This window comes from Trueperella bernardiae, from assembly GCF_001469025.1.
Classification (GTDB): Bacteria; Actinomycetota; Actinomycetes; order Actinomycetales; family Actinomycetaceae; genus Trueperella; species Trueperella bernardiae.
Map to the genome: position 1 here is coordinate 1 of NZ_LNIZ01000011.1, position 21954 is coordinate 21954.

General features: G+C 65.7%; 22 protein-coding genes, 4 tRNA genes and 1 pseudogene. 7 read left to right on the top strand and 20 right to left on the bottom strand.

Features of this window, described 5'->3' with window-relative positions:
- Positions 1 to 114: 114 nt before the first annotated feature.
- Positions 115 to 569: pseudogene (locus AQZ59_RS09240) on the top strand (IS30 family transposase); the annotation flags it as partial.
- A gap of 101 nt (positions 570 to 670) precedes the next feature.
- On the opposite strand, the gene AQZ59_RS08490 reads toward AQZ59_RS09240, so the two are convergent.
- The 3 genes from AQZ59_RS08490 to AQZ59_RS08500 all read right to left on the bottom strand — a co-directional run bounded on the left by AQZ59_RS08490 (position 671) and on the right by AQZ59_RS08500 (position 1278).
- Positions 671 to 743, bottom strand: a tRNA-Glu gene (locus tag AQZ59_RS08490).
- 348 nt (positions 744 to 1091) lie between these two features.
- A tRNA-Glu gene (locus AQZ59_RS08495) sits at positions 1092 to 1164 on the bottom strand.
- A gap of 42 nt (positions 1165 to 1206) precedes the next feature.
- Positions 1207 to 1278: transfer RNA gene (locus AQZ59_RS08500), tRNA-Gln, on the bottom strand.
- Positions 1279 to 1417: 139 nt separating this feature from the next.
- Here AQZ59_RS08500 and AQZ59_RS08505 point away from each other — a divergent pair.
- Positions 1418 to 2521 carry a hypothetical protein gene (locus AQZ59_RS08505; protein ID WP_062614228.1) on the top strand — a complete coding sequence of 368 codons (1104 nt, stop codon included), beginning with the start codon at positions 1418 to 1420 and terminating at the stop codon, positions 2519 to 2521.
- 139 nt (positions 2522 to 2660) lie between these two features.
- On the opposite strand, the gene gltX is transcribed toward AQZ59_RS08505, so the two are convergent.
- A complete protein-coding gene (gene gltX / locus AQZ59_RS08510) occupies positions 2661 to 4160 on the bottom strand; it encodes a glutamate--tRNA ligase (RefSeq protein WP_070446531.1) in 1500 nt (499 codons plus the stop codon).
- 34 nt (positions 4161 to 4194) lie between these two features.
- Between gltX and AQZ59_RS08515 the strand changes: the two genes are divergently transcribed.
- Positions 4195 to 5370, top strand: a complete 1176-nt coding sequence (locus AQZ59_RS08515) for a MalY/PatB family protein (RefSeq protein WP_062614229.1) — start codon at positions 4195 to 4197, stop codon at positions 5368 to 5370.
- 209 nt (positions 5371 to 5579) lie between these two features.
- Here the strand turns inward: AQZ59_RS08515 and AQZ59_RS08520 are convergent, their stop codons facing one another.
- Entirely contained in the window at positions 5580 to 6341 is a 762-nt protein-coding gene (locus tag AQZ59_RS08520; protein ID WP_062614230.1) for a fumarylacetoacetate hydrolase family protein, read from the bottom strand.
- Between the two features lie 145 nt (positions 6342 to 6486).
- Here AQZ59_RS08520 and AQZ59_RS08525 point away from each other — a divergent pair, with 145 nt between their 5' ends.
- A complete protein-coding gene (locus AQZ59_RS08525) occupies positions 6487 to 8286 on the top strand; it encodes an AMP-dependent synthetase/ligase (protein ID WP_236698703.1) in 1800 nt (599 codons plus the stop codon).
- Positions 8287 to 8403: 117 nt separating this feature from the next.
- On the opposite strand, the gene AQZ59_RS08530 is transcribed toward AQZ59_RS08525, so the two are convergent.
- The 3 genes from AQZ59_RS08530 to AQZ59_RS08540 all read right to left on the bottom strand — a co-directional run bounded on the left by AQZ59_RS08530 (position 8404) and on the right by AQZ59_RS08540 (position 9450).
- Positions 8404 to 8488, bottom strand: a tRNA-Leu gene (locus tag AQZ59_RS08530).
- 160 nt (positions 8489 to 8648) lie between these two features.
- A complete protein-coding gene (locus tag AQZ59_RS08535; RefSeq protein WP_062614231.1) occupies positions 8649 to 9131 on the bottom strand; it encodes a peroxiredoxin in 483 nt (160 codons plus the stop codon).
- A 13-nt stretch (positions 9132 to 9144) separates the two neighbouring features.
- A complete protein-coding gene (locus tag AQZ59_RS08540) occupies positions 9145 to 9450 on the bottom strand; it encodes a hypothetical protein (protein WP_143602171.1) in 306 nt (101 codons plus the stop codon).
- 110 nt (positions 9451 to 9560) lie between these two features.
- Between AQZ59_RS08540 and AQZ59_RS08545 the strand changes: the two genes are divergently transcribed.
- A complete protein-coding gene (locus AQZ59_RS08545; protein ID WP_062614233.1) occupies positions 9561 to 10088 on the top strand; it encodes a DUF4916 domain-containing protein in 528 nt (175 codons plus the stop codon).
- 7 nt (positions 10089 to 10095) lie between these two features.
- On the opposite strand, the gene rdgB is transcribed toward AQZ59_RS08545, so the two are convergent.
- The 6 genes from rdgB to clpS all read right to left on the bottom strand — a co-directional run bounded on the left by rdgB (position 10096) and on the right by clpS (position 14156).
- Positions 10096 to 10683, bottom strand: coding sequence for an RdgB/HAM1 family non-canonical purine NTP pyrophosphatase (gene rdgB, locus AQZ59_RS08550; RefSeq protein WP_062614234.1), 588 nt, complete (start codon positions 10681 to 10683; stop codon positions 10096 to 10098).
- Positions 10680 to 11450: a ribonuclease PH gene (gene rph, locus AQZ59_RS08555; protein ID WP_062614235.1), complete on the bottom strand. Its 771-nt coding sequence runs from the start codon at positions 11448 to 11450 to the stop codon at positions 10680 to 10682. Before rph ends, rdgB begins: the two co-directional genes overlap by 4 nt.
- A gap of 163 nt (positions 11451 to 11613) precedes the next feature.
- Positions 11614 to 12411: an MBL fold metallo-hydrolase gene (locus tag AQZ59_RS08560; protein WP_062614236.1), complete on the bottom strand. Its 798-nt coding sequence runs from the start codon at positions 12409 to 12411 to the stop codon at positions 11614 to 11616.
- Complete coding sequence (gene murI, locus AQZ59_RS08565) at positions 12408 to 13226, bottom strand: glutamate racemase (RefSeq protein WP_082661251.1); 819 nt, start codon at positions 13224 to 13226, stop codon at positions 12408 to 12410. The genes AQZ59_RS08560 and murI overlap by 4 nt, the downstream gene beginning before the upstream one ends.
- Before the next feature lie 10 nt (positions 13227 to 13236).
- Positions 13237 to 13893 carry a DUF2017 family protein gene (locus AQZ59_RS08570; RefSeq protein ID WP_062614237.1) on the bottom strand — a complete coding sequence of 219 codons (657 nt, stop codon included), beginning with the start codon at positions 13891 to 13893 and terminating at the stop codon, positions 13237 to 13239.
- Positions 13887 to 14156, bottom strand: coding sequence for an ATP-dependent Clp protease adapter ClpS (clpS, locus tag AQZ59_RS08575; RefSeq protein ID WP_070808071.1), 270 nt, complete (start codon positions 14154 to 14156; stop codon positions 13887 to 13889). The genes AQZ59_RS08570 and clpS overlap by 7 nt, the downstream gene beginning before the upstream one ends.
- A 126-nt stretch (positions 14157 to 14282) precedes the next feature.
- Between clpS and AQZ59_RS08580 the strand changes: the two genes are divergently transcribed.
- On the top strand, positions 14283 to 15638 hold the full coding sequence (locus tag AQZ59_RS08580; RefSeq protein ID WP_062614239.1) for a nicotinate phosphoribosyltransferase: 1356 nt from the start codon (positions 14283 to 14285) through the stop codon (positions 15636 to 15638).
- Between the two features lie 49 nt (positions 15639 to 15687).
- Here AQZ59_RS08580 and AQZ59_RS08585 read toward each other — a convergent pair whose 3' ends face one another.
- The 5 genes from AQZ59_RS08585 to AQZ59_RS08605 form a co-directional block, all read right to left on the bottom strand.
- Entirely contained in the window at positions 15688 to 17448 is a 1761-nt protein-coding gene (locus AQZ59_RS08585) for a DEAD/DEAH box helicase (RefSeq protein WP_062614240.1), read from the bottom strand.
- The gene (locus tag AQZ59_RS08590; RefSeq protein WP_062614241.1) at positions 17445 to 17792 is read right to left on the bottom strand and encodes a DUF3039 domain-containing protein; all 348 of its coding nucleotides are present in this window, start codon (positions 17790 to 17792) and stop codon (positions 17445 to 17447) included. Before AQZ59_RS08590 ends, AQZ59_RS08585 begins: the two co-directional genes overlap by 4 nt.
- A 116-nt stretch (positions 17793 to 17908) precedes the next feature.
- Positions 17909 to 18190 carry an HU family DNA-binding protein gene (locus tag AQZ59_RS08595; RefSeq protein WP_062614242.1) on the bottom strand — a complete coding sequence of 94 codons (282 nt, stop codon included), beginning with the start codon at positions 18188 to 18190 and terminating at the stop codon, positions 17909 to 17911.
- A gap of 192 nt (positions 18191 to 18382) precedes the next feature.
- Complete coding sequence (locus AQZ59_RS08600) at positions 18383 to 19921, bottom strand: aspartate:alanine exchanger family transporter (RefSeq protein WP_062614252.1); 1539 nt, start codon at positions 19919 to 19921, stop codon at positions 18383 to 18385.
- 111 nt (positions 19922 to 20032) lie between these two features.
- The gene (locus AQZ59_RS08605) at positions 20033 to 20383 is read right to left on the bottom strand and encodes a hypothetical protein (protein ID WP_062614253.1); all 351 of its coding nucleotides are present in this window, start codon (positions 20381 to 20383) and stop codon (positions 20033 to 20035) included.
- A gap of 84 nt (positions 20384 to 20467) precedes the next feature.
- On the opposite strand from AQZ59_RS08605, the gene AQZ59_RS08610 reads away from it, so the two are divergent.
- The gene (locus AQZ59_RS08610) at positions 20468 to 21079 is read left to right on the top strand and encodes a SatD family protein (RefSeq protein WP_070446537.1); all 612 of its coding nucleotides are present in this window, start codon (positions 20468 to 20470) and stop codon (positions 21077 to 21079) included.
- Positions 21080 to 21120: 41 nt separating this feature from the next.
- Here AQZ59_RS08610 and nadE read toward each other — a convergent pair whose 3' ends face one another.
- Positions 21121 to 21945, bottom strand: coding sequence for an ammonia-dependent NAD(+) synthetase (nadE, locus tag AQZ59_RS08615; RefSeq protein WP_062614244.1), 825 nt, complete (start codon positions 21943 to 21945; stop codon positions 21121 to 21123).
- Positions 21946 to 21954 lie beyond the last annotated feature (9 nt).

Below are 21954 nucleotides of genomic sequence, written 5' to 3' on the forward strand. Positions count from 1 at the left end.
GCAGGACTCCAGGCGGACCATTTCGATGATCTGATGGACCGCCTTTTCCTTGAACTCGACGGAATACTTTCTAGGCATAGTTCAATCCTTCCTTAGCTGAGGTAGGAACTAAACCCAGGACGCTTCAGAGACCTCATTTGCGGGGCCGCTAGTAAAAGCGCGATAGGCTGTCTCGTGGAACGCCCTACCCGTTTCACCATGTTGCTTCACCTGCCCAACGGGCACGACGCGTTGGCCGTTGGGCAGGCCGTCATCACGAAAATGCAGCACCTCCCCAAACTGCTACGTAACTCACTGACCTGGGATCAAGGCAGTGAAATGACTCTCCATAAACCAATAACAGCAGCGCTAGACATGGACTTGTACTTCTGTGACCCGCACTCGCCCTGGCAACGCGGAACCAGCGAAAACACCAACGGCCTGGTCCGTCAATACTTCCCCAAAGGAACCGACCTATCCGTCTATTCCGAGGCCTACCTTGACGCCGTCGCCGAAGAACTCAACGACCGCCCACGTAAAACACTAAACTGGGAAAACCATCCGAGAAAATACTCGAACTCATCACCTAAGTGTTGCAACCGCCCCTAGAATCCGATAAGGCGCGCCACCGGCCCCGATGCCTGGAGCCGGCAATGCAAAAGGCTCCGAGCCGAAGCTCGGAGCCATTCTGTACCCCGTACCGGATTTGAACCGGTGTTACCGCCGTGAGAGGGCGACGTCCTAGGCCGCTAGACGAACGGGGCCTTGACGAAGATCGTCGGGTTTCACTTTACACAAAGGGTACGGAAGAGAAAAACCAGCTCAGCGCGACCTCTGTCACATACGAGCACGCACAGCCCCTCCTCCCTTCCGCCCAAAGGTCCCCACGCCAGCCGCTTCCCCCTGCCCCGCGCATATGCAACCTTAATTTCCCATACGCAACGGCAAAAAGCCTCCTATTGGCGTTGCATATTGCGGCTTAGTGTTACATCTGCGCAAGCGCGGGAGCTCGGGAACACCGGCGCTCGAGAGCGCGGCAACTCGGCAAGTCGGCAACTCGGGCACTCGACAGCAACGAAAAAGGCTCCGAGCCGAAGCTCGGAGCCAATCTGTACCCCGTACCGGATTTGAACCGGTGTTACCGCCGTGAGAGGGCGACGTCCTAGGCCGCTAGACGAACGGGGCCTAACCCTTGCGGGTGAAGCAACAAGTGATCTTGCTGTTTCGCTGGGGTACCAGGACTCGAACCTAGACTAAATGAACCAGAATCACTCGTGCTGCCAATTACACCATACCCCATGGTGTCACTCCCAAGGAGTGCAACGAATAGATATACTACGCAGGCCTGCGCCTTCACGCAAATCTTTGGGCGTGAAGGGAATCACGCCGGTTGTGAGCTACACTGATCTCAGTATTTTTGCCGCGGAAGGAGGCCCTCGTGAGACTCCGCCACCGGCCGCCCACGCTCCCCTGGGACCCCTCGCGCGTCCGGGTCTACCCCGGCCACCTCGGCCGCGCCGCGGCCCGCCGTCTCGTCGACGCCGTGCGCTTCTCCCCCGACTCCACGGACGGTCGGCCTGCCTGGGCCAGCGGCCTGCCGGACATCCCATTCGTCGAGGCGATCCCCACCGCCAACTCTTCGTCGTTTGCCTTCGTCACCATTCCCGCCGCCGACGCCGGCGCCGCCCTCACCGGCCACCTGCCGGTCCCGACCGCATCCTCCTCACTGCCAGAGGTCACTACCTTCATCCGCGCCTTTCATGACGCCGTGCTCGCCTGGCTCACGGCCGCCGACGCCGCGGGAGTGATCACCCCCGCCCTTATTCAGCGCGCAATCAGTGACGCCACTGTCTCCTACGCGTTCGGCGAGTTCCAGAGCATCTGCGTTGACTCCCTCGCCAGCCCCGACCAGCGCTCGGCCATGGACGCGTTCGTTGCCCGCATGCTCGGGCGCGTGGACTGGCAGGCCCTCCCGCTCTCCTACGTCCAGCACCGGCGCAGCGAGGCGCGCCGCACAGTCCGCGCCGGCGAGCCCCTCCTCGAGGACTATCAGTGGTGGATCACCTCCCAGTGCCCGCGCGACGTCTGGCTCGCCTTCGACCCCGTCGACCCCACCGCCTTCGAGCCAGGCGACGTCCCCATCGTCTCGACGTGCGAGGTTTACGGCGACGACGCCGGCGACTTCGCCGTCGACCACCGGCTCACCCTCAGCCGGGACGACCTGCGCGTCGTCGAGATCACCAGCGCCGACGACGCCGCCGCGCTCATCTCGCGCTACCCCATCGCACTCGCGGGCAACCCGCAGCTGTACGACGAGTGGGCGGGCATCGACGCACCCATCACCCATGTCCTCGACTGGGAGGCCATCGCCCAGGACTACGACGGGGTGCGGCTGAGCGTACCCGCCGCGCTCGAGATCACCTACGCGCCACTCCCCATCCGCACCCCGTCCGACGCACAAAGCACGAGCAGCACACGAACGGGCATGATCACGGGCTGGACGCCGGGCTCCACGCTCTACCTGCGCGACCCTGGCCGCTAAACGCTCGCGTCGCCATGTGAATTAATTGGACGATTCCGGGGCGATCTTCGTATATGAAAAGACCGCCCCGGAATCGTCCAGATGTTTTTAAAAGTCGCCAGCCGCCGCCAGCACTGCGGGCCAGCCCCGCGCCCCGCCCCTATAGCGTGGCCCGGAAGCGGCGCAGGCGCATGAGCGTTTCGTCCTTGCCGAGGATCGCCATGGAGTCGACCACAGGCAGGGAGACGTTCGTGCCGGTCACGGCCACGAAGAGCGGCTGGAAGGCCAAGCGCGGCTTGAGCTCCAGTCCGCCCACCACGTACTCGTCCACGGCGGCCTTGATCGTCTCCGCGTCCCAGGACTCGGGTGCGATCTGCTCGAAGGCCGCGAGGGCGGCGTCGAGAGCGTCCGGCGCGGAGTCGCGCAGCTTGGCCACGGCCTTCTCGTTGTACTCGATCTCGTCGGCGCCCTTGAAGAGGAAGCCCATGAGTGCGGGCGCCTCGCCGAGGAGCTGGATGCGGGTCTGGACGAGCGGGGTGGCAGCGTCGAGAAGGCGACGCGCCTCCTCATCCGCGGCCTCGTACGACTCAGCCTCAATCACGCCGTCGCACTTCAAGAACGGCACGAGACGCCCGCGCAGATCCTCCACGTCGAGCATGCGGATGTGCTCGGCGTTGATCGCCACGCACTTCTTGTCATCGAAGCGGGCGGGGTTGGGGTTGACATCGGCCACGTCGAAGGCCTCGGCCATCTCCTCGCGACTGAACAGGTCGCGGTCCGCGGCGATCGACCAGCCGAGCAGGCCCAGGTAGTTGAGCAGGCCCTCGGGGAGCATGCCGCGGTCGCGGTGCAGGAGAAGGTTGGCCTCCGGGTCACGCTTGGAGAGCTTCTTGTTGCCCTCGCCCATGACGTAGGGCAGGTGGCCAAACAGCGGGGTCTGCTTGGCCACGTCGATGGCCTTGAGCGCGTCGTAGAGCACGATCTGACGCGGGGTGGAGGAGAGCAGGTCCTCGCCGCGGAGCACGTGAGTGATTTCCATGAGCGCGTCATCCACCGGGTTGGTCAGGGTGTAGAGCGGCTGGCCGTTGCCACGCATAATCACATAGTCGGGCACCGAGCCGGCCTTGAACGTGATCTCCCCGCGCACCAGGTCCTTGAACGTCACGTCCTCATCCGGCATGCGGATGCGTAGCACCGGCGCACGGCCTTCAGCCCGGAAAGCCGCCTTCTGCTCCTCGGTCAGGTCGCGATCGAAGCCGTCATAGCCCAGCTTCGGGTCGCGCCCCGCCGCCCGGTGGCGTTCCTCGATTTCCTGCGGCGTCGAGAAAGATTCGTAGGCGTAACCCGCCTCGAGCAGCTTGGCCGCCACATCCTTGTAGATGTCCATACGCTCGCTCTGGCGGTAAGGGGCGTGCGGTCCGCCAATGCCCACGCCCTCGTCCCAATCCAGGCCGAGCCAGGTCAGGGAGTCGATGATCTGGTCGAAGGACTCCTGCGAGTCACGCTGGGCGTCCGTGTCCTCGATACGGAACACGAAGGTGCCGCCCGTGTGGCGAGCGTATGCCCAGTTGAACAGGCAGGTGCGCACCATGCCCACGTGGGGCATGCCTGTGGGCGAGGGACAGAAGCGGACGCGAACGTTCGAAATTTCAGTGCTCATAGTGTTACTAGGCTACTCCGTATAGATTGGAAACATGAATTTCGACAACACCACGATCGACCGCCTCCGCGCCGCTGGCTCCCTCAAGTGGACCGCCTTCCCCGACCGCATTGGGATGTTCGTGGCCGAGATGGACTTCGGCGTAGCTCCCGCCGTCCGCGACGTCCTCGCCCGCTTCTCGAGCCTTCCCGGCATCGGCTACCGTTCTGCCGCCGACTCGCGCGCTCTCGCCGAGGCCGCCTCCGCCTGGATTTCCTCGATCTCCGGTTTCTCTCCCTCGCCCGACGCCGTCCACGCCGTTCCCGACGTCGTCTCCTCGGCTCGCTTCATCATCGACGCGTTGTCCTCTCCCGGCTCCCCCGTCATCCTGCCCACGCCTGCGTACATGAGCTTCGTGCAGCTCATCCCGGCGATGGGGCGGCCTCTCATCGAGGTACCTTGCCAGCGGGTGGAGGGCCGGCTTGAGCTGAACCTTGCGGGGATACGCGCCGGGTTTGAGGCCGGGGCGCGCGTGCTCATCCTCGTCAACCCGTCTAATCCGACCGGGCGTGTGTACTCGCGCGCGGAGCTAGAGGCACTGGCCGGCGTCGTTGCCGAGTTCCCGGGCGCGATCGTCCTCTCCGACGACATCCACGCCCCCTTCGTCCTCGACGGCCAGTACGTCCCCTACGCCTCAGTTTCTGACGCCGCCGCTTCCCACACCGTCATGGCCATCGCCGCTTCCAAGGGGTGGAACATCCCGGGGCTGAAGTGCGCGCAGCTGGTGGTGACGAACCCGGAGCTCGCGGAGAGGTTGCAGCCGGCATTGGGGTGGGCGGCGAACATGACGTCCACGATTGGCTCGGCCGCAGCCGTGGCCGCCTACACGGACGGGCGGGAGTGGTTGGCCGACGTCGTCGACTACATCCGCGGCAACCGCGACCTGCTCGCCGACGCAGTCGAGCGCTGGCCCGGCGTCACCATGGAGCACATGGAGGGCACGTACATCGCCTGGCTCGACTTCAGCGAGGCCGTCCGAGAGGGGCGGGTCGGCGAACCGGTTGCCACATGGCTGGGCGAGCACGCCGGCGTGGCCCTCACGCCCGGGAGCTCGTGTGGCGCCGGGTATGAGCACTTCGCCCGCGCGATCATCGCCACTCCACGGCCGATCCTGCGCCGGGCGATCGACCAGATCGAGGCCGCGCTCTCCCCTGTAGAAATGCAACGCTAATCCGCAATAGGCAATGCCAAGAGCCGCTTATCGGTGTTGCAGATAGAGGGCGCCCTCAGGTTCACAACTTGTGCCGGGTACAGCCCATTCCAAGCAGGAACCAGGGCCGCCGGCCCACGTTATCGGCGCCCTGGCGGGCGCCCAAGTCATCCCCGAGCACAAGCAAGGCCCTTGCTCTGACCAGCGCAAATACTCTATTCTTGTCCGTTTTATCCGGTTACAGGATTGCGCAGATCGCCAATCCCCTCCACCGAACACACAACCTCCATGCCCGGGCCCGCCGGGATCGACGGGAACGCAGCGCCCGTCAAAAGGATGTCGCCCGGCAGGAGCGTGAACATCGACGAGGCGAGCGCCACCAGCTCAGGCACGGAACGGGTCAGGTCGGCCGTCGTGCCCCTGCCCTTCACCTCGCCATCCACAGCCAGCGTGATCTCCAGGTTCGAAATATCGAGGTCGGTCACTACCACCGGCCCGATCGGGCACGAGGTATCAAAGCCCTTCGCCCGCGCCCACTGCAAGTCCGACTTCTGCGTAAGCCCGTCCGCGACGTCGTTACCCACCGTGTAGCCGAAAATCACCTCGTTCGCGCGCTCCACCGGCACGTCCTTGCACAGGCGAGAGATGACGACCGCGAGCTCAGCCTCATGAATGATGTTCCCCGACCACTCCGGCGCCACAATCGGCACATTCGGCCCGACGACGGCCGTGTTCGGCTTCAAGAATGTGGTGGGCACGGTCGCCGGGTCCGGGCGATAATCGGGCCGGTTGTAGTTGTCACCAAAGCCGATCACCTTCGAACGCGGGAGCATGGGCGCAACGAGGTTCGCTTCGTTGGCGGAAACGATCTGCCCGGTGGGCTTGACCTCGGCGTAGAGCGGGTCATCCGCAAGCACGTGGTAGTTGCCCGTGGTCTCGTCAACGACAGCGAAGCGGGGGCCTTGATCCAGGGAAAGTCGCGCAATCTTCATGATCTCATCCTACCGCCGCACCCCTCCCCACCACGGGAGCTTTGCCAAAGAGCCCCGATCCAATGTGAGGCACCGCATGCCAGCCCTTTCACCTCACCCCCCAAGCTACGGTAACGTAGCCTTATCGGTCGATCGAAGGGGAACCATGGTCAAAAAGCACAGGAACGGCGTCGTTTCCGAAAAGCGCTACACCAAGCCCGAGCCCTGGATGAACATCCCGTGGCTCCTCACACGCCGCCAGGAATCCCACCCCGACCAGGTCTGCATCGAACGCCAAAGCACGCTTGGCGTATGGACGCCGATGACCATCACCGACTACCTCGCCGACGTCGACGCCGTCGCCCGCGGCCTCGTCGCCGAAGGGCTCAGCGAGGGCGACGCGATCGCCATCTTCGCCGCCACCTCCTACGAGTGGAGCCTCATCGACATGGCCGCTCTCAGCGCCGGGCTCGTCGTGGTGCCGATCTACGAATCCGACTCCGCCGAACAGGTGCGCTGGATCCTCGAAAACTCCGCCATCCGCTTCGCCATCACCGACACGCACGCCCAGCAGCTCCTGGTCGAATCCCAGCGCACGCCCCTCCTCGGCCGCGTGCTCGCCTTCGACCAAGACGCCCTGGTCGAGCTCTACTCCCAAGGCGAGAAAGTCGACCAGGCCGAGATCGACGCGCGGCGCGCCCGCCTCACCCTCGACACCCTCGCCACCGTCATCTACACCTCCGGCACCACCGGCCGCCCCAAAGGCGTGGAGCTCACGCACGGCAACTTCGTTGACCTCACCCTCAACACCCTGCCGCACATGCACACCATTATCGACTCCCCCGACACCCGCGTCCTCCTCTTCCTCCCCCTCGCCCACGTCATGGCCCGCGCCGTGTTCTTCTTCGCAATTGGAGGGTGCGGCGTCGTCGGACACACCCCCTCGATCAAAAACCTTCTGTCCGACATCAAGACCTTCAAGCCCTCCGCCCTCCTCGTGGTGCCGCGCGTGCTGGAGAAGATCTACAACGCTGCCGAGGCCAAGGCCGGCTCCGGCCTCAAGCGCAAGATCTTCCGCTGGGCCGCCAATGTCGCCGTCGCCTACTCCGAACGCGGGCGCGGGCCCCTCCGCTCGCTCAAGCACGCGATCGCGAACAAGCTCGTCTTTTCCAAGATCACGAACATCATCGGCGAGAACTGCCACTACGCCGTCTCCGCCGGCGCCCCGCTCGGCAAGCGCACCGGCCACTTCTTCCGCGGCATCGGGCTGACCGTGGTCGAGGCCTGGGGGCTTACCGAATGCACCGGCCCCGCCACCGTCAACACGATCGGCTCCATCAAGATGGGTACCGTGGGCACGCCCATGCCCGCCACCGAAATCAAGCTCAACGACGACGGCGAAATCCTCGTCCGCGGCCCCCAAGTCTTCCGCGGGTACCAGAACAACCCCGACGCTACCGCCGAGGTCCTTGACGACGACGGCTGGTTCCACACAGGCGACCTCGGCGCCCTCGACCGGCGCGGCTACCTCACGATCACCGGGCGCAAGAAGGAAATCATCGTCACCGCCGGCGGCAAGAACGTCTCCCCCGCTGCGCTCGAAGACCCGTTGCGCTCCCACCCGCTCATCTCCCAGATCGTGGTGGTGGGTGACCAAAAGCCGTTCGTCGGCGCGCTCATCACGTTGGACGCCGAGATGCTGCCCGGGTGGCTCGCCGCCCATGATCTGCCGACGATGGACGTCACGCAGGCCGCCCAGCACCCCGACGTGCTCGCCTCGCTCGAGCGGGCGATCACCAAGACGAACAAGGCGGTCTCCCGCGCCGAGTCCATCCGTAAGTTCGCGGTCATCTACCCCGATTTGACCGTGGACAACGGGATGCTCACCCCCTCGCTCAAGGTCAAGCGTGAAGCCGTGGTGCGGCGCTATGCGCGCGAGCTGCGAGAGCTCTACGGGGAGGCGTAGGCCAGCTGCGGCCGGCCGGGCGCGCGGCCGGGTGCAATGAGACTTTCTTGGACGATTCCGCGGCGATCTTCTTATATGAGGAGATCGCGCCAAAAACGTCCAGGATTTTTCAATGGGTGGTGCGCGAGGCGGGACTTGAACCCGCACGCCCGAGGGCACTGGAACCTAAATCCAGCGCGTCTGCCAATTCCGCCACTCGCGCTCACTGAAAGTGTATCGTCGGCGCCACCCATTCCCAAAAGCGCGCCGCCCAAACACCCAGGCAACATGGGCGAGAACCATGAAGGCCTCCGGGGCAGGATGGGGCACGCTCACCCACACCCTGCCCGGAGGCCCTCAACTAGCCGCCCCGGGGCTCGGCCCTACGCGTCGACGCCCAGCTCCCGGCGCACGCGTGCCACGTGCCCAGTGGCCTTGACGTTGTACAGCGGGAGCACGACCTTGCCGTCCTTGCCCACCACTACCGTGGAGCGGATGACGCCCTCCACTTCCTTGCCGTAGTTCATCTTCTTCCCGTACGCGCCCCACTCCTTCATCACGGCCTTGTCCGGGTCAGAGGCGAGCGGGAAGTTGAGCGACTCCTTGTCCACGAACTTGCGGATCGAGTCCACGGAGTCGGGCGAGATGCCGATCACGGTGTAACCGGCGGACTTGAGCGAGTTCTCCGAGTCGCGGAAGTCGCAGGCCTCGGTGGTGCAGCCGGGGGTCATGGCCCGGGGGTAGAAGTAGACGATCACGCCCTGCTCGGCGCGCTCGATCTCTTGCGACAGGGTGACGGGTCCGTTCACCGTGTCAAGGGTGAAGTCGGGGGCCTGTTGGCCAACCGTGAGGCGTACGTCAGACATATTTCCTTCTTTCCTAAGCGTTCAAAAAGAGCCGCAGGCTGATGAGCAAAATGAAGATGATGAAGCCGAGGATCATCGGCACGATCCCCGCGACCGTGGGAAACAGCAGACCCGCTCCGAGCGCGCCCGTGCCCACCCAGTAGGCCGAGTCTTCGCGCCAGCCCCACAGGCCGGCGCCCACCGCCACCGTGCCGAGCACCGCTGTCACGATGAACCCTGACGTCCAGCCCGCCATGCCCACGCTCACCCAGCCGATCACCAGCATGATCGCGCAGAACACGAGCGCCACGCCCATCAAGGGCCTCTCTATTTTCTCCACGCCCCCACTCTGCCACACGCGCACCCTCCACCGGCGCCCCACACGTTCACCGGTGGCAAATTGTCCGATTATCACCCGAACTGGGCCCCCGATGCTGGCACAATCGAAGTATGAGTGACGTTGCATCTTCTGACATGGGCCCGTGGCTGTCCCCCAAGGACCTCACGTACGTGCGCCGTAAGGTGCCGATCCTCTATGTCGACGCCGTGCCGGTCCGCCTTCACGACGACGGCTCGCTCGCCTCCATGGGCCTCCTCCTCACCGTCACCGATGAGGGCCTGACCCGATCGCTGGTCTCAGGCCGGGTGCTCTACCACGAGAAGATCCGCGAGGCCCTGCGCCGCCACCTGGAGAAGGACCTGGGCGAGATGATCCTGCCCCAGATCCCGGCCTCCCTGGTGCCGTTCACCGTGGCCGAATACTTCCCGACGCCGGGCGAGGGCTGGCACGACCCCCGCCAGCACGCCGTGTCCCTGTGTTACATCATCCCCATACTCGGCGACTGCAACGTCTCCTCCGATTCCCTCGAGGTCAACTGGTTCACCCCCGGCGAGCTCCACACCCCCGAGCTCCAGGGCGAGATCCTGCCCAAGCACCTGCACGTGGTGCGCCAGGCGCTCGCCCTACTCGGGCACTGACGCCCGGCTACAGGATCTTTGCGATGTGCGGGGCGAGCGCAGCGAACGCCCGCGCCCGGTGCGAGATCGCGTTCTTGTCTTCCGGGCTGAGCTCCGCGTTCGTGACCCCGTAGCCCTCGGCTTCAAACACCGGGTCATAACCGAAGCCGCCCGTGCCCGCCCGCTCGTAGCGAAGGGTGCCGCGCATCTGCCCCTCCTCGACCACAACGCTCCCGTCCGGCAACGCCAGCGCCGCCGCGCACACGAACCTTGCCCTACGCTGTTCGGGCTTCACGTCGGCCAGCTGGGCCAGCAGAAGATCGAGGTTCGCCGCGTCATCCCCATGCCGCCCGGACCAGCGGGCGGAGAAGACGCCGGGGGCCCCGCCCATGATGTCCACGCACAGCCCCGAATCGTCAGCAATTGCCGGCACGCCGAGCTCGCGCGCCACCTGGGTGGCTTTGATGATCGCATTCTCAGCAAAGGTGGCCCCGTCCTCCACCGGCTCGGGCAGATCCCCCGGCACGGCCTCAAGCACGAAGCCTCCGGGCAGGAGCGGGGCCAGGATCGCCCGCACCTCGGTGACCTTGTGAGCGTTGCGGGTGGCGAGGATCATGCGAACCCTCCCAAAGCCACAGGGCCCTCCGACTCCAGCGCCAGCTTCTGCAGCTGCGCCAATTCCGCATTGCCCTTCGCCGCCAGGTCAAGCAGCGCATCCAGCTCCGCGCGCGAGAACGGGGCTTCCTCCGCCGTGCCCTGCACCTCCACGAACGTGCCCGAGCCAGTCATGACCACGTTCATGTCCGTCTCAGCCCGCACGTCCTCCTCATAGGGCAGATCGAGGCACGGGACCGAATCGATCACGCCCACCGAGATCGCCGAGATCGAATCGCGCAACACCGGCGTTCCGCGCCGCGGCTTGATCCAGCCCTTGTCAATGCCGAACGCCACCGCGTCCGCCAGCGCCACATAGGCACCCGTGATCGAGGCCGTGCGCGTGCCGCCGTCAGCCTGCAGCACATCACAATCGAGTACGATCGTGTTCTCCCCCAGCGCCGCAAAGTCCACCACCGCGCGCAGCGAGCGGCCAATCAGCCGCGAGATCTCCTGCGTGCGGCCGCCCACCTTACCCTTGACCGACTCACGCTGCGATCGCGTGTCCGTAGCGCGCGGAAGCATGGCGTACTCACCCGTGACCCACCCGAGCCCCGAATCCTTGCGCCAGCGCGGCACGCCCTCAGTCAGCGACGCCACACACAGCACCTTCGTGCGCCCAAACTCCACGAACACCGAGCCTTCGCCCTGCTCAAGGTAGTTGCGCGTAATACGAACCGGGCGCAGCTGATCGGTGGCGCGCCCATCTTTTCTACTCATTTCACTCATGCCTTCAGCCTACCCCCCCCCGCCTCCGACAATTCTTTTCCGCGTCCCGACGCCGCCCACGCACTTTGCATCCAGGCTCACGACACCACCGCCCGGCTCGCGCCCAGCTCACACCCGCTCTGCGGGCCAACGCCCCGGCCAGCACCCCGGCCAACCCGGGCGCCTAGATCTCGTACACTCCCCCGGCCTGCACGGTCTCAACATCGCCGTCGTAAACAGCGCGGGCGTCCTTGACGGTACGCACGGGATTCGTCCACGGTTGCAGGTGGGTGAGCAGCAGCCGTCCCACCCCGGCCTCGCTGGCAACCACGCCGGCGCGCCGGCCGGTCATGTGGATGCCCTCCACGAGGTCGCGTCCCTCTTCGAAGGCCGCCTCGGACAGGAGCAGGTCCACCCCGCGGGCGGCGTCGATAACGGTGGAAACGTAATCCGTGTCGCCCGTGTACGTCATGGTCACGCGCCGGTCGGGATCGGCCTCGGATGGCCCGGTGATCCGCATGGCCACGGCCGGCACCGAGTGCCACCCCGCGAAAAACTTCACCTCCATCGGGCCCACCTTGACCGAGTCGCCCGGCTTGATCTGCTGGAATTCGAATTCACCGGCGTAGGTCTCCTCGAGCGGGTCGTCGGCAATTCCGCGAGTGCGGGCGGCGCCGTCGCCAGGAGAAAACACGGGGATCGGGCCGAGCGCGCCCTCGGGGTACCAGCGCCGGTAGACCTGCATGCCCACGATGTCGGCGCAGTGGTCGGCGTGCAGGTGGGACAGGAACATGCCGTCCAGCCGCGCCGGGTCCGCGTAGCGCAGCAGGTGCCCCATCGCGCCCGGGCCGAAGTCGAGCACGATCGACCACACGCGCTCCTGGCCCGTCTCATCCACCCCGGTGGCCTGGAGCAGGTAGGCCGACGCCGGCGAATCCTTACCCGACATCGAGCCCGAACACCCGATAATGGTCAGTTTCACGATGCTTTTCCCTTCAGCTGGTGGACGCTTGCAACCTCCGGCCCGAGGAACCGGCGGGCAAGGGTTTGGAATTCGTGGGCGTCGCCCGTGGATTGGAAAGTATGAGTGGGGGCCGGGGACTGCGGGTCACGGAGCAAGTCGCGTGCCGTGAGCTCCCGGTACACGTCGCGCGCGGTCTCCTGCGCTGACGACACCAGCGCCACGTCGTTACCCATCACGTAAGAAATCACGCCCGCCAGGATCGGGTAGTGCGTGCAACCGAGTATGAGGGTATCCACCCCCGCGTCCTTGATCGGCGCCAGGTACTCCTCGGCCACCTCGAGCAGCTCCGGCCCAGTGGTGATCCCGTTCTCCACGAACTCCACGAACCGCGGCGCCGCCCGCGACGTGAGCGTAATGCTCGGCACCGCCGCGAACGCGTCCTCATACGCGCGCGACTTAATCGTGGCCCGCGTACCAATAATGCCGATCCGGTTATTGATGGTCACGCGCGCCGCCGCGCGCACCGCCGGGTGGATCACCTCCACCACCGGAATCCCCTTGGAGGCCGTGTAGCGCTCCCGCGCGTCGTGAAGCACAGCCGCGGACGCCGAATTACACGCAATCACCAACATCTTCACGCCCGAATCCACGAGCTCGTCCATGATCCCCAGCGCGAGCCGCCGCACCTGCGCGATCGGGCGCGGGCCGTACGGATTGTTGGCGGTGTCGCCGATGTAGGTAATGGATTCACCAGGCAGCTGGTCCATGATCGCACGGGCCACCGTTAGCCCGCCCACACCAGAATCGAACACGCCAATGGGTGAATCGTTCATATCGTGAATATTACCTTCGCAGGGCTTTATTCCTCACCGCCGTCACCAGTGAATCCTGCCACCAGGTGCTCATGGAATACACGATCGCGAGCACATCGTCCGTGCTGGGTTCGGCGTCGGTATCGCCGCTGTGAAAGGGCCGCACGCGCTCCTCGACAGCCCGGGAGGCGGCGTCATCGTCAATGCCGAGCCTTGCCGCGAGTACGAGCCGCACATCGTTCAGCGCGCTCATCCACGCCGGCGCGTCCTCGTTGGCCACGAGCACGTCCCCGCTCCCGTGCGCCGATTCCAGACCCAGGTAGACGGTCACAAGGTTCTCAATCTTCTGCGACGCCACCGACGTTTCCGTCAGCTCCCGCAGCTTTTTCGCCTCGTCCGGGTCCTCGCTCATGTCAGGCAGGAGATGTTCGACGACGACGTCATACGGGGCCCGCACCCTCGGCTCACCTTCCGCCGCGATCGCGTCCGCGATGTCCACGACGTCGGCCTCCAGTTCCGCGAGCGGATCGTCCGGGTCCACCGTCTGGGACCTACGCTCCGCCTCATGCTCCACGTCCGAGCCGAGCAAATAGACCGCGTCCTTGACGAGGCCGGCAAGGACGCGGCGCTCGTCGTCGTCAATGTGGGCCAAATACCCGCCGCGGGCAATGCGGAAGGCCGTCAGCATTCGGCCTCCTCAATCGTGGCGCGTAAGCCGTACGTGTGCATCGCCTGGGCATCGCGCTCCATCTGCTCGCGCTGGCCCGTAGAGACAATCGCGCGGCCGGCATTGTGCACTTCCATCATCTTCGCATACGCCACCGAGGGGCCCATCGAGAAGTAGCTTTCGAACACCCACTGCACATACGTCGTGAGATTCACCGGGTCATTATGCACAACGGTGCGCCAGCACGACGCCGACTGCTCCAGGCTCGCGCGTGGGCTCGACATCGGTTTTTCGATTCTCTGACTCCCGCTTACCACATTTTCCATAGTAGACCACCGCCCCAGATTCGGTGCGCAAACAAGCAGTGAAACGATGCGGAATCTTTTTGCCAAGAGGGTAACCTTGAAAGCATGACGAATAAGACGAGCACTGCCCTGCTCACTGATATGTACGAACTGACGATGATTGAGTCGGCGATGCAGTCCGGCACCGCGAACCGCCGCTCGGTCTTCGAAGTCTTCGGCCGCCGCCTGCCGGGCCACCGGCGCTACGGTGTGGTCGCCGGCGTCGGGCGCGCACTCGAGGCCGTGAAGAACTTCCGCTTCGGGCCCGAAGAGATTGACTACCTGCGCCAGGCCAACGTCGTGTCCGAAGAGACGCTCGCGTTCCTCACCGACTTCACCTTCTCCGGCGACATCTACGGCTACCGCGAAGGCGAGCTGTACTTCCCCGGCTCGCCCATCATGACCGTAGTGGGCACGTTCGCTGAGACGGTGCTGCTGGAAACCGTGCTGCTGTCCATCCTCAACTACGACTCGGCTGTGGCCACCGCCGCTTCGCGCATGACGATCGCGGCACACGACCGCCCCTGCCTCGACATGGGCGCCCGGCGCACCCACGAATGGTCCGCGGTGGCGGCCGCACGCGCCGCGGTGATCGGCGGGTTCACCGGCACGTCCGACCTGGAGGCAGGCCGCCTGTACGGGATCCGCCCGATCGGCACCGCCGCCCATTCCTTCACCCTCCTGCACGACTCGGAAGAGGAAGCCTTCCGCTCCCAGATCGCCACCATGGGCACTGGCACCACGCTGCTGGTGGACACGTACAACGTGGAGAAGGGCGTGGAGCTGGCCGTGCGCGTGGCACGCGAGGCGGGCGGCGAGCTCGGCGCGGTCCGCATCGACTCGGGCGACCTCGTGGCGCAAGCGTTCAAGGTACGCAAGCAGCTCGACGATCTGGGGGCGACGACGACGAAGATCACTGTCACCTCCGACCTGGACGAGTACGCCATCGCGGCGCTCGGTGCCGCGCCGGTTGATTCGTACGGCGTGGGCACGCGGCTCGTGACCGGCTCCGGCCACCCCACAGCGCAGCTCGTCTACAAGCTCGTGGCCCGCGAGCGCGCGGACGGCACCATGCAGGGCGTGGCCAAGAAGTCCGACTCGAAGACGTCGGTGGGCGGGCTCAAGGTGGCCGGCCGTACCCACGATGAGACGGGCCGCGCGCTCGAAGAAATCGTGGTGGCCGCCGACTCGTGGGAGGAGGGCCTGGCATATCTGGCCGAGCACGAGGCCCGGCCGCTGCAGGTCAAGCTGGTCGAGGGCGGGGTTGTCGACGAGCAGTACGTCGCACGCAACTCCCTAGCCCACGCCGCCGAGCAACACCGCAACTCCCGCGCGGCCCTACCGTACCCGGCCTGGCGCCTCTCCGAAGGCGACCCGGCCCTGCCGACCATCATGGTGGACATCGCAGAGCACCGCGCATAGGAACGCCCGGAATGGGGCGGGGCCGGGTCTGGCGACCCGGCCCCGTCTCCTATTTCCTGCCGACGAACCACTGTTGGATCTTCAAGATCCTGGCCTCCACCTCATCTAGCGAGGCGCGTGCCACCTCCGGTCCCCCGCACGCCCGGCGCAGGTCAGTGTGGATGAGCGCGTGCGGGCGCTGAGTCTTCGCCGCATAGGCCGCCACCAGGCTGGACAGTTGCTTGCGGGCCTCGCGCCGGCGCCGCGAATCTATAACAGTGCTGCGGGCCTCCGTGGCGCCCGCACCCTTCTTCTGTTCCGCCTGGCGCTCACGCAAGAGGGTGGCCACCTGGTCCGGCTCGAGCAGGCCGGGGATGCCGAGGAAGTCCGCCTCCTCATCCGAGCCGACCGCGGCCCACGAGCCGAAGTCGTCCCCGTCGAAAACCACCCGGTCAAACGTGGCGTCCGCCGAGAGGGCTGCGTACCCCACGCCCGCCAGCTCGTCGGAGGCCTTTTCGGCGCGATTGGCCGCCTCGAGCAGATCCTCCGGATCGTCCGATGCGACGTAGAGCGCGTGATCACGCTGCTTTTCCAGCTCGCCCGCCAGACCCAGCAGGTGCGGGACCGACGGCAGGAACACTGACGCAGTCTCCCCGCGCGACCGCGAGCGCACAAAGCGGCCGATCACCTGGGCGAAGAACAGGGGCGTGGAGGTGGAGGTGGCATACACACCCACCGCGAGGCGCGGCACGTCCACGCCCTCCGACACCATGCGCACCGCTACCATCCACCGCTGCGTGCCGGCGGAGAATTCGGCGATGCGGTCGGATGCGCGGTCGTCGTCGGAGAGCACCACCGTGGGTTCCTCGCCAGTGATCTGGGCGAGGATATCGGCGTAGGCACGGGCGGTCTTGTGGTCGGTGGCGATCACCAGGCCACCGGCGTCGGGCATGCCCTGGCGGACCACGGTGAGCCGGTCATCAGCGGCGCCGAACACCGCCTTGATCCAATCACCCGAGGGGTTGAGCGCCGTCTTCCACGCCTGGGCCTCCATGTCCTTCGTCATGGCCTCCCCCAGCTGGGCGCTCATTACCTCCCCGTGCTTCGTCTGCCACTGCATGCTGCCCGTATAGGAGAGGAACATGACCGGGCGCACCACGTTATCGGCAAGCGCCTCGGCGTATCCGTACGTGTAATCGGCGCGGGAGCGCGGCACGCCATCGACGTCGGACTCGTACGTGACGAACGGGATCGCCGCCGAATCTGAACGGAACGGGGTGCCGGTGAGCGAGAGGCGTTGCTTGGCGGGCTCGAAGGCCACGCGGATACCGTCGCCCCAGCTCAACGCGTCACCACCGTGGTGGATCTCATCAAAGATGACGAGCGTAGAGCGGGCCGACGTGCGGTGACGGTGAAAGAGCGGGGCCCGGGCTACCTGCGCGTAGGTGACACAGGCGCCGTTGAAGGAGGCGCCCAGGTTGGCCTGGGAATTAGAAAAGTCCGGGTCGAGCTTCAGGCCCACGCGCCCCGCAGCATCCGCCCACTGATACTTCAGGTGCTCGGTGGGACACACCACCATGACTTCAGTGACGACCCTGCGCGCCATGAGCTCGGTGGCCACCCTCAACGCGAAGGTGGTCTTGCCCGCGCCCGGCGTCGCCACCGCGAGGAAATCCCGAGGGAGCGTGGCCAAGTACTGGTCGAGAGCCGCCGCCTGCCAGGCGCGCAAAGACCCAGCCGTTCCCCACGCAGCACGCTGCGGGTAGACAGGAGGAAGGTTCTGGGCTGCCGATACTGAAACAGAGCGGGGGCGCGGTGAGCGGGCGCTCACTTGCCGTCTCCGCCCGGCGGGTTCGGGCCAAACGGCCACTCTCCCCCGCCACCACCCAGGTTCTTGTAAATCGCCTTGCACGTGGGGCAAATCGGGTAGCGATCCGGGTTACGCACCGGAGTCCACACCTTCCCACACAGCGCCACCACGGGCCCGCCCTCAATCGCCGACTGCGTGTAGCGATCCTTACGCACGTAATGGGCGTAGCGATCCTCATCGCCCGGTTCACGCTCTTCGCGCGTGCGCTCCAGCGTTGCGGTGGTCGACTCCGGCGCCAACGACGGCGCGTCCGGCTGGCCCGGCCCGCCCGGGGCCTGGGGATCAGAATGAGGATCGGTAGACATGCCTCCAGTCTATTGCTCCCCTCCGACAATTTCGTGCCAAGCCCGGGTGGGAGATGCCACGTTGCCCGCGGGCATGAAAAAGCGCCCCTCGCGAGGGGCGCCTTTCCTTAAGTGACTTACTTGGCAACAGCCTTCTTCAGGGTGGAGCCAGCGGAGATCTTCACGCCGTAGCCAGCGGGGATCTCGATCTCCTCGCCCGTGCGCGGGTTGCGGCCCTTGCGGGCAGCGCGCTCGGTGCGCTCGACGGACATGAGGCCCGTGATCTTCACGGCCTCGCCAGCGGCGAGGGCATCAACGAGGACGGTCTGGAGAGCGGAAATGGCCTTGTCGGCGTCGGTCTTGGTGAGGCCGGACTCGTCGGCAATCTTGGCAATAAGCTCCGTGCGGTTGAGGGACATAGATCTACCTCTCAGTTTGTTCCTACAGTTCGGCTCGGATTGAACCGCTAGCGTTCAATTTAGCCGAAATACCGGGGTAAACACCAACTCTGTCTGGGTATTTCCACAAAATCATCATCGTTTTCACTCTCAGATGATCTCAGCATTCACACGCACCACATTATCCACAGAAAATGGCGGCGAGCCGCGAGTTTAGAACGCGAGAATGACGTGGACCAGTAGGATCTTCGCGATCATCGACAGGGCGAACACGGAGGCGTAACCGGCCTCGATTCGCTCGTCGGCCTCCTTCGAGCTGGCGAACGCGAGGATCGCCGGCTGGCCGAGCACCCCTGCCATGACGCCGGCCGTGCGCTGCGCGCTCACTCCCAGGATCCGGCCCATCACCAGGGTTACAAGCAGGACGACGATCGCGATCACGCTTCCCATCGCCAGCGCCTTGAGGCCTGCCACCGAGAACGCCGTCTGTGCGAAGGCCGGGCCCGAGGCGATGCCGACCGCCGCCAGGAAGAGAAGCAGGCCGAGTTGCCGGATCGTTTGGTTCGCTGCGCCCGGCAGCTGCCACACGAGCGGGCCCGTGCGGCGCAGGTAGCCCAGGATCATGCCCACGATAAGTGGGCCGGCCGCCGCCCCCAGGCTGAACGATCCGCCGTTCGACAGGCTGATCTCCACCATGCCCAGCAGCAAGCCGAGCACCATACCCAGGCCGAGCCCGACGGCGTCGACGGTGGAGACCGTCCGCTCGGAGTTGCCGAAGAAGTCCTCGATCGCGTCGTACTCTCGGCGCGGGAAGGCGACCATCACGCGGTCGCCGATCTCGAGGCGCTCGTGGCTACCCGCCAGCAGTTCGGCGTCCCCGCGCAGGATGCGGGTGACGACGGCGCCGAAGCGGCCGGGCAGGTTGAGCTCGGCCACCGTGGAGCCGGCGAGCTCCTTGTGCGAGACGGTGAAGGAGCGGAAGTCGACGCGTGAACGGTCGTCAGCGAGGTGCTCGGGAAGCACGTGGCCGATCGCCTCGATCGCGGCCTTTACCGCGTTTTCCCGGCCCACCACCACGATCTGGTCCTCCGGCTCGAGCTCCTCGCCCGGGCTGATCACGCGGGTCTTGCCGTTGCGCATGAAGTAAGACACGAGGATCTCCTGCTCGAGGTAACCCGGCACGGCCCGCAGCGAGATTCCGCGTTCGATGACGGCCGTGTTCGCCACGATCGACTGCCCCGCGACCGACGGGGTGTCGTTTCCCCCCGGCCATTTGCGTGACACGACCATCGACACGATGACAATCCCGAAAAATACCCCCATCGGGTAGCCCAGCGAGTAGCCGACGCCCGGCTCGGCCGAGCCGAGCGCCGCGTTCGCGGCAGCCAGCGCCGGGGTGCTCGTCAGCGCGCCGGCGAAGAGGCCTACGGATAGCTCCGAGCTCAGCCCGAACAGCGGGGCGAGCCCGATCGTGGCAACCGCGCCCACGATGACCGCGAACACCGTGCCGAGCATGAGCTTGTAGTGGCGGGCGAGGTCGGCGAAAAAGGTCTGGCCCGCGGACAAACCGACCATGTAAACGAAGAGAGCCAAGCCCAGGTTTTGCAGCAGGCCGAGCTGAGCGCCTAGCTCGGGCACAATGTTCCCGATGAAGAGCCCCACGAACAAAGCGGCAGCTGCCCCGAAGCGGAGCTTGCCAAACGGGATAATGCCGAGCACCCCACCTAGTGCCACCACAAGGAAGACCGTCATGAGCGGCGACGCGCTCAACAGATTTGCCACAACAAACCTTTCACATGTCAAATTCTTGGTCGTTACGATTCTAGCCGTTTGGGACCATTCAAGCCGCACCCGGCCGCCGGCTCAGCCCCCGAGGTGACGCACGGCATGCGCTCCAGCGACGGCGATCCCAGCCCACGCCACAGCCCAGAGGATAGAAGCAAAGGTTCCGATAATAAACAGCTCCCCCACGCGAGCACTGTTGTCATTACGAAGCTCGGGGTACCTGCCCAAGCCTTTGACGGCGAGCACGACCGCGATGCCGCCCGGGCACCCCGCGACCAGGCAAACGTACGTTGCGAGCCGCTCGAGTATCCCGATCCAACGTCCGCCGGGAAGGGAGCGCTGAGCAGAGAGCAGCGCGATCCGAGCTGGCTGCACATCACTGGAATCGATCCGACGTATGAAGGCACGGATCAGTCCGTTCCCGGACATGGCCGCAATGGCACACAAGCCATATATCAGGACGCCGAGGTATAGCACCTTCCCCCCAATCCAGAATTAAGTTAATATCTACATATGGCAACTATAAAGGATAAACCTACACGTGTGGCCGTGATCGGCGACCTCGTGAACTCGCGCGCTCACCGCGCCCACACACATGAGGCGCTCATGGCAGGCTTGGCAAGCCTGCCACCCGAGGCCGCCGACCTCGCCCCGACCGTGGGCGACGAAATCCAGGGAGACTTCCCCACACTTGGTTCGGCCATCCACGCCACACACCTCCTTCGCCTCTCCATGCTCGCACACGCCGCCGACATTCGTTTCGGGATCGGCGTGGGCGAGATCGTCGACATCGGCGACGGCATCCAGGATGGCTCCGCCTGGTGGCACGCACGAGAAGGGCTTGAGGCCGTCGAGAACCTCGCGGCCTCCCCCGGCTGGGCCGGCGTTCGGACGGGTTCTCCCGATATCAAGGCGCCGCTTCTCGCGGGCCTGCACCTCATCGACGCTCACCTCAGCAGCCTCAAACCAGGCGTCTGCGATAGCCTGCTCGGTCTGCTGCGCGGCGAGGCGAATCAGGACACCGCCACGCGGCTGGGCATCACCGCGTCAGCGAACACCCAGCGGATCAAGAGCAACAACCTGCGCCCGCTTGCCGCCGCTATACAGGCTCTCTGGGAGGCCTGAGCGCGCCCGGTCCTGCCGGCCGCTGGTGCCGCCCGGGCCGGCTATCGCCACCAGGTGTCCTCCGGCCCCACGGGCGTGGTGCGCTTGTGCCGCGAGCGCACCCATTTGCCCTCGAGGTTGGCGGCCGCACCGTCGGAGATCTGCTTGCCTTCGAGGTAGTCGTCGATCTCCTCGTAGGTCATGCCGAGCTCGTCTTCGTCGGTGCGCAGCGGCCGGCCGTCGAGCAGGTCGGCGGTGGGCACTTTCGCCCACAGCTGTTCCGGTGCGCCGAGGTACTGCAGCAGCGCCCGCACCTGCCGCTTGTTGAGCCCGGCGAGTGGCAGGATGTCCGCGCCGCCGTCGCCGAACTTGGTAAAGAAGCCCACGGTGTTCTCGGCTGCCTGGTCGGTGCCGATGACGAGCAGCCCGAGGTCGCCAGCGATTGCGTACTGGGCCACCATACGCTGGCGGGCCTTGACGTTGCCCTTGTTGAAGTCGGTGATCTCCATGCCCATCGCCTCGCGGTACGCGCGCTCGATGCCCTCGGTGGCCTCCTTGATGTTGATCGTCACCTCGCGATCGGCGGCCACCCACGCCATCGCGGCGGCGGCATCAGTCTCGTCCGCCTGCACGCCATACGGCAGGCGCACAGCGTAAAAGGCCGCCTCGTGCCCCTCGGCCCGCAGCTTCTCGGCCGCGAGCTGCGCCAGCCGCCCGGCGAGCGTGGAATCTACCCCACCCGAAATCCCGAGCACGAAGCCGGCCGTGTGCGTAGCCAACAAGTAGTCGCACAGGAACTGGACGCGCCGCTCCACCTCCCGCACCGGGTCAATCTGGGGCTGCACGCCCGTGGTCTCAACAATGTGCTGTTGCAACGGATGGAACATGCTCCCCAG

Excerpts from the sequence above, each read along its gene's own strand:
- clpS (WP_070808071.1), bottom strand. The coding sequence starts at position 14,156 with ATGTCGAGCCCACGCGCGAGCCTGGAGCAGTCGGCGTCGTGCTGGCGC.
- AQZ59_RS08605 (WP_062614253.1), bottom strand. The coding sequence starts at position 20,383 with ATGTCCGGGAACGGACTGATCCGTGCCTTCATACGTCGGATCGATTCC.
- gltX (WP_070446531.1), bottom strand. The coding sequence starts at position 4,160 with ATGAGCACTGAAATTTCGAACGTTCGCGTCCGCTTCTGTCCCTCGCCC.
- murI (WP_082661251.1), bottom strand. The coding sequence starts at position 13,226 with ATGAACGATTCACCCATTGGCGTGTTCGATTCTGGTGTGGGCGGGCTA.
- AQZ59_RS08590 (WP_062614241.1), bottom strand. The coding sequence starts at position 17,792 with ATGTCTACCGATCCTCATTCTGATCCCCAGGCCCCGGGCGGGCCGGGC.
- rdgB (WP_062614234.1), bottom strand. The coding sequence starts at position 10,683 with ATGATCCTCGCCACCCGCAACGCTCACAAGGTCACCGAGGTGCGGGCG.
- AQZ59_RS08600 (WP_062614252.1), bottom strand. The coding sequence starts at position 19,921 with ATGACGGTCTTCCTTGTGGTGGCACTAGGTGGGGTGCTCGGCATTATC.
- AQZ59_RS08515 (WP_062614229.1), top strand. The coding sequence starts at position 4,195 with ATGAATTTCGACAACACCACGATCGACCGCCTCCGCGCCGCTGGCTCC.
- AQZ59_RS08570 (WP_062614237.1), bottom strand. The coding sequence starts at position 13,893 with ATGCTGACGGCCTTCCGCATTGCCCGCGGCGGGTATTTGGCCCACATT.
- AQZ59_RS08595 (WP_062614242.1), bottom strand. The coding sequence starts at position 18,190 with ATGTCCCTCAACCGCACGGAGCTTATTGCCAAGATTGCCGACGAGTCC.
- AQZ59_RS08520 (WP_062614230.1), bottom strand. The coding sequence starts at position 6,341 with ATGAAGATTGCGCGACTTTCCCTGGATCAAGGCCCCCGCTTCGCTGTC.
- rph (WP_062614235.1), bottom strand. The coding sequence starts at position 11,450 with ATGAGTGAAATGAGTAGAAAAGATGGGCGCGCCACCGATCAGCTGCGC.
- AQZ59_RS08535 (WP_062614231.1), bottom strand. The coding sequence starts at position 9,131 with ATGTCTGACGTACGCCTCACGGTTGGCCAACAGGCCCCCGACTTCACC.
- AQZ59_RS08580 (WP_062614239.1), top strand. The coding sequence starts at position 14,283 with ATGACGAATAAGACGAGCACTGCCCTGCTCACTGATATGTACGAACTG.
- AQZ59_RS08610 (WP_070446537.1), top strand. The coding sequence starts at position 20,468 with ATGGCAACTATAAAGGATAAACCTACACGTGTGGCCGTGATCGGCGAC.
- AQZ59_RS08545 (WP_062614233.1), top strand. The coding sequence starts at position 9,561 with ATGAGTGACGTTGCATCTTCTGACATGGGCCCGTGGCTGTCCCCCAAG.
- AQZ59_RS08525 (WP_236698703.1), top strand. The coding sequence starts at position 6,487 with ATGGTCAAAAAGCACAGGAACGGCGTCGTTTCCGAAAAGCGCTACACC.
- nadE (WP_062614244.1), bottom strand. The coding sequence starts at position 21,945 with ATGTTCCATCCGTTGCAACAGCACATTGTTGAGACCACGGGCGTGCAG.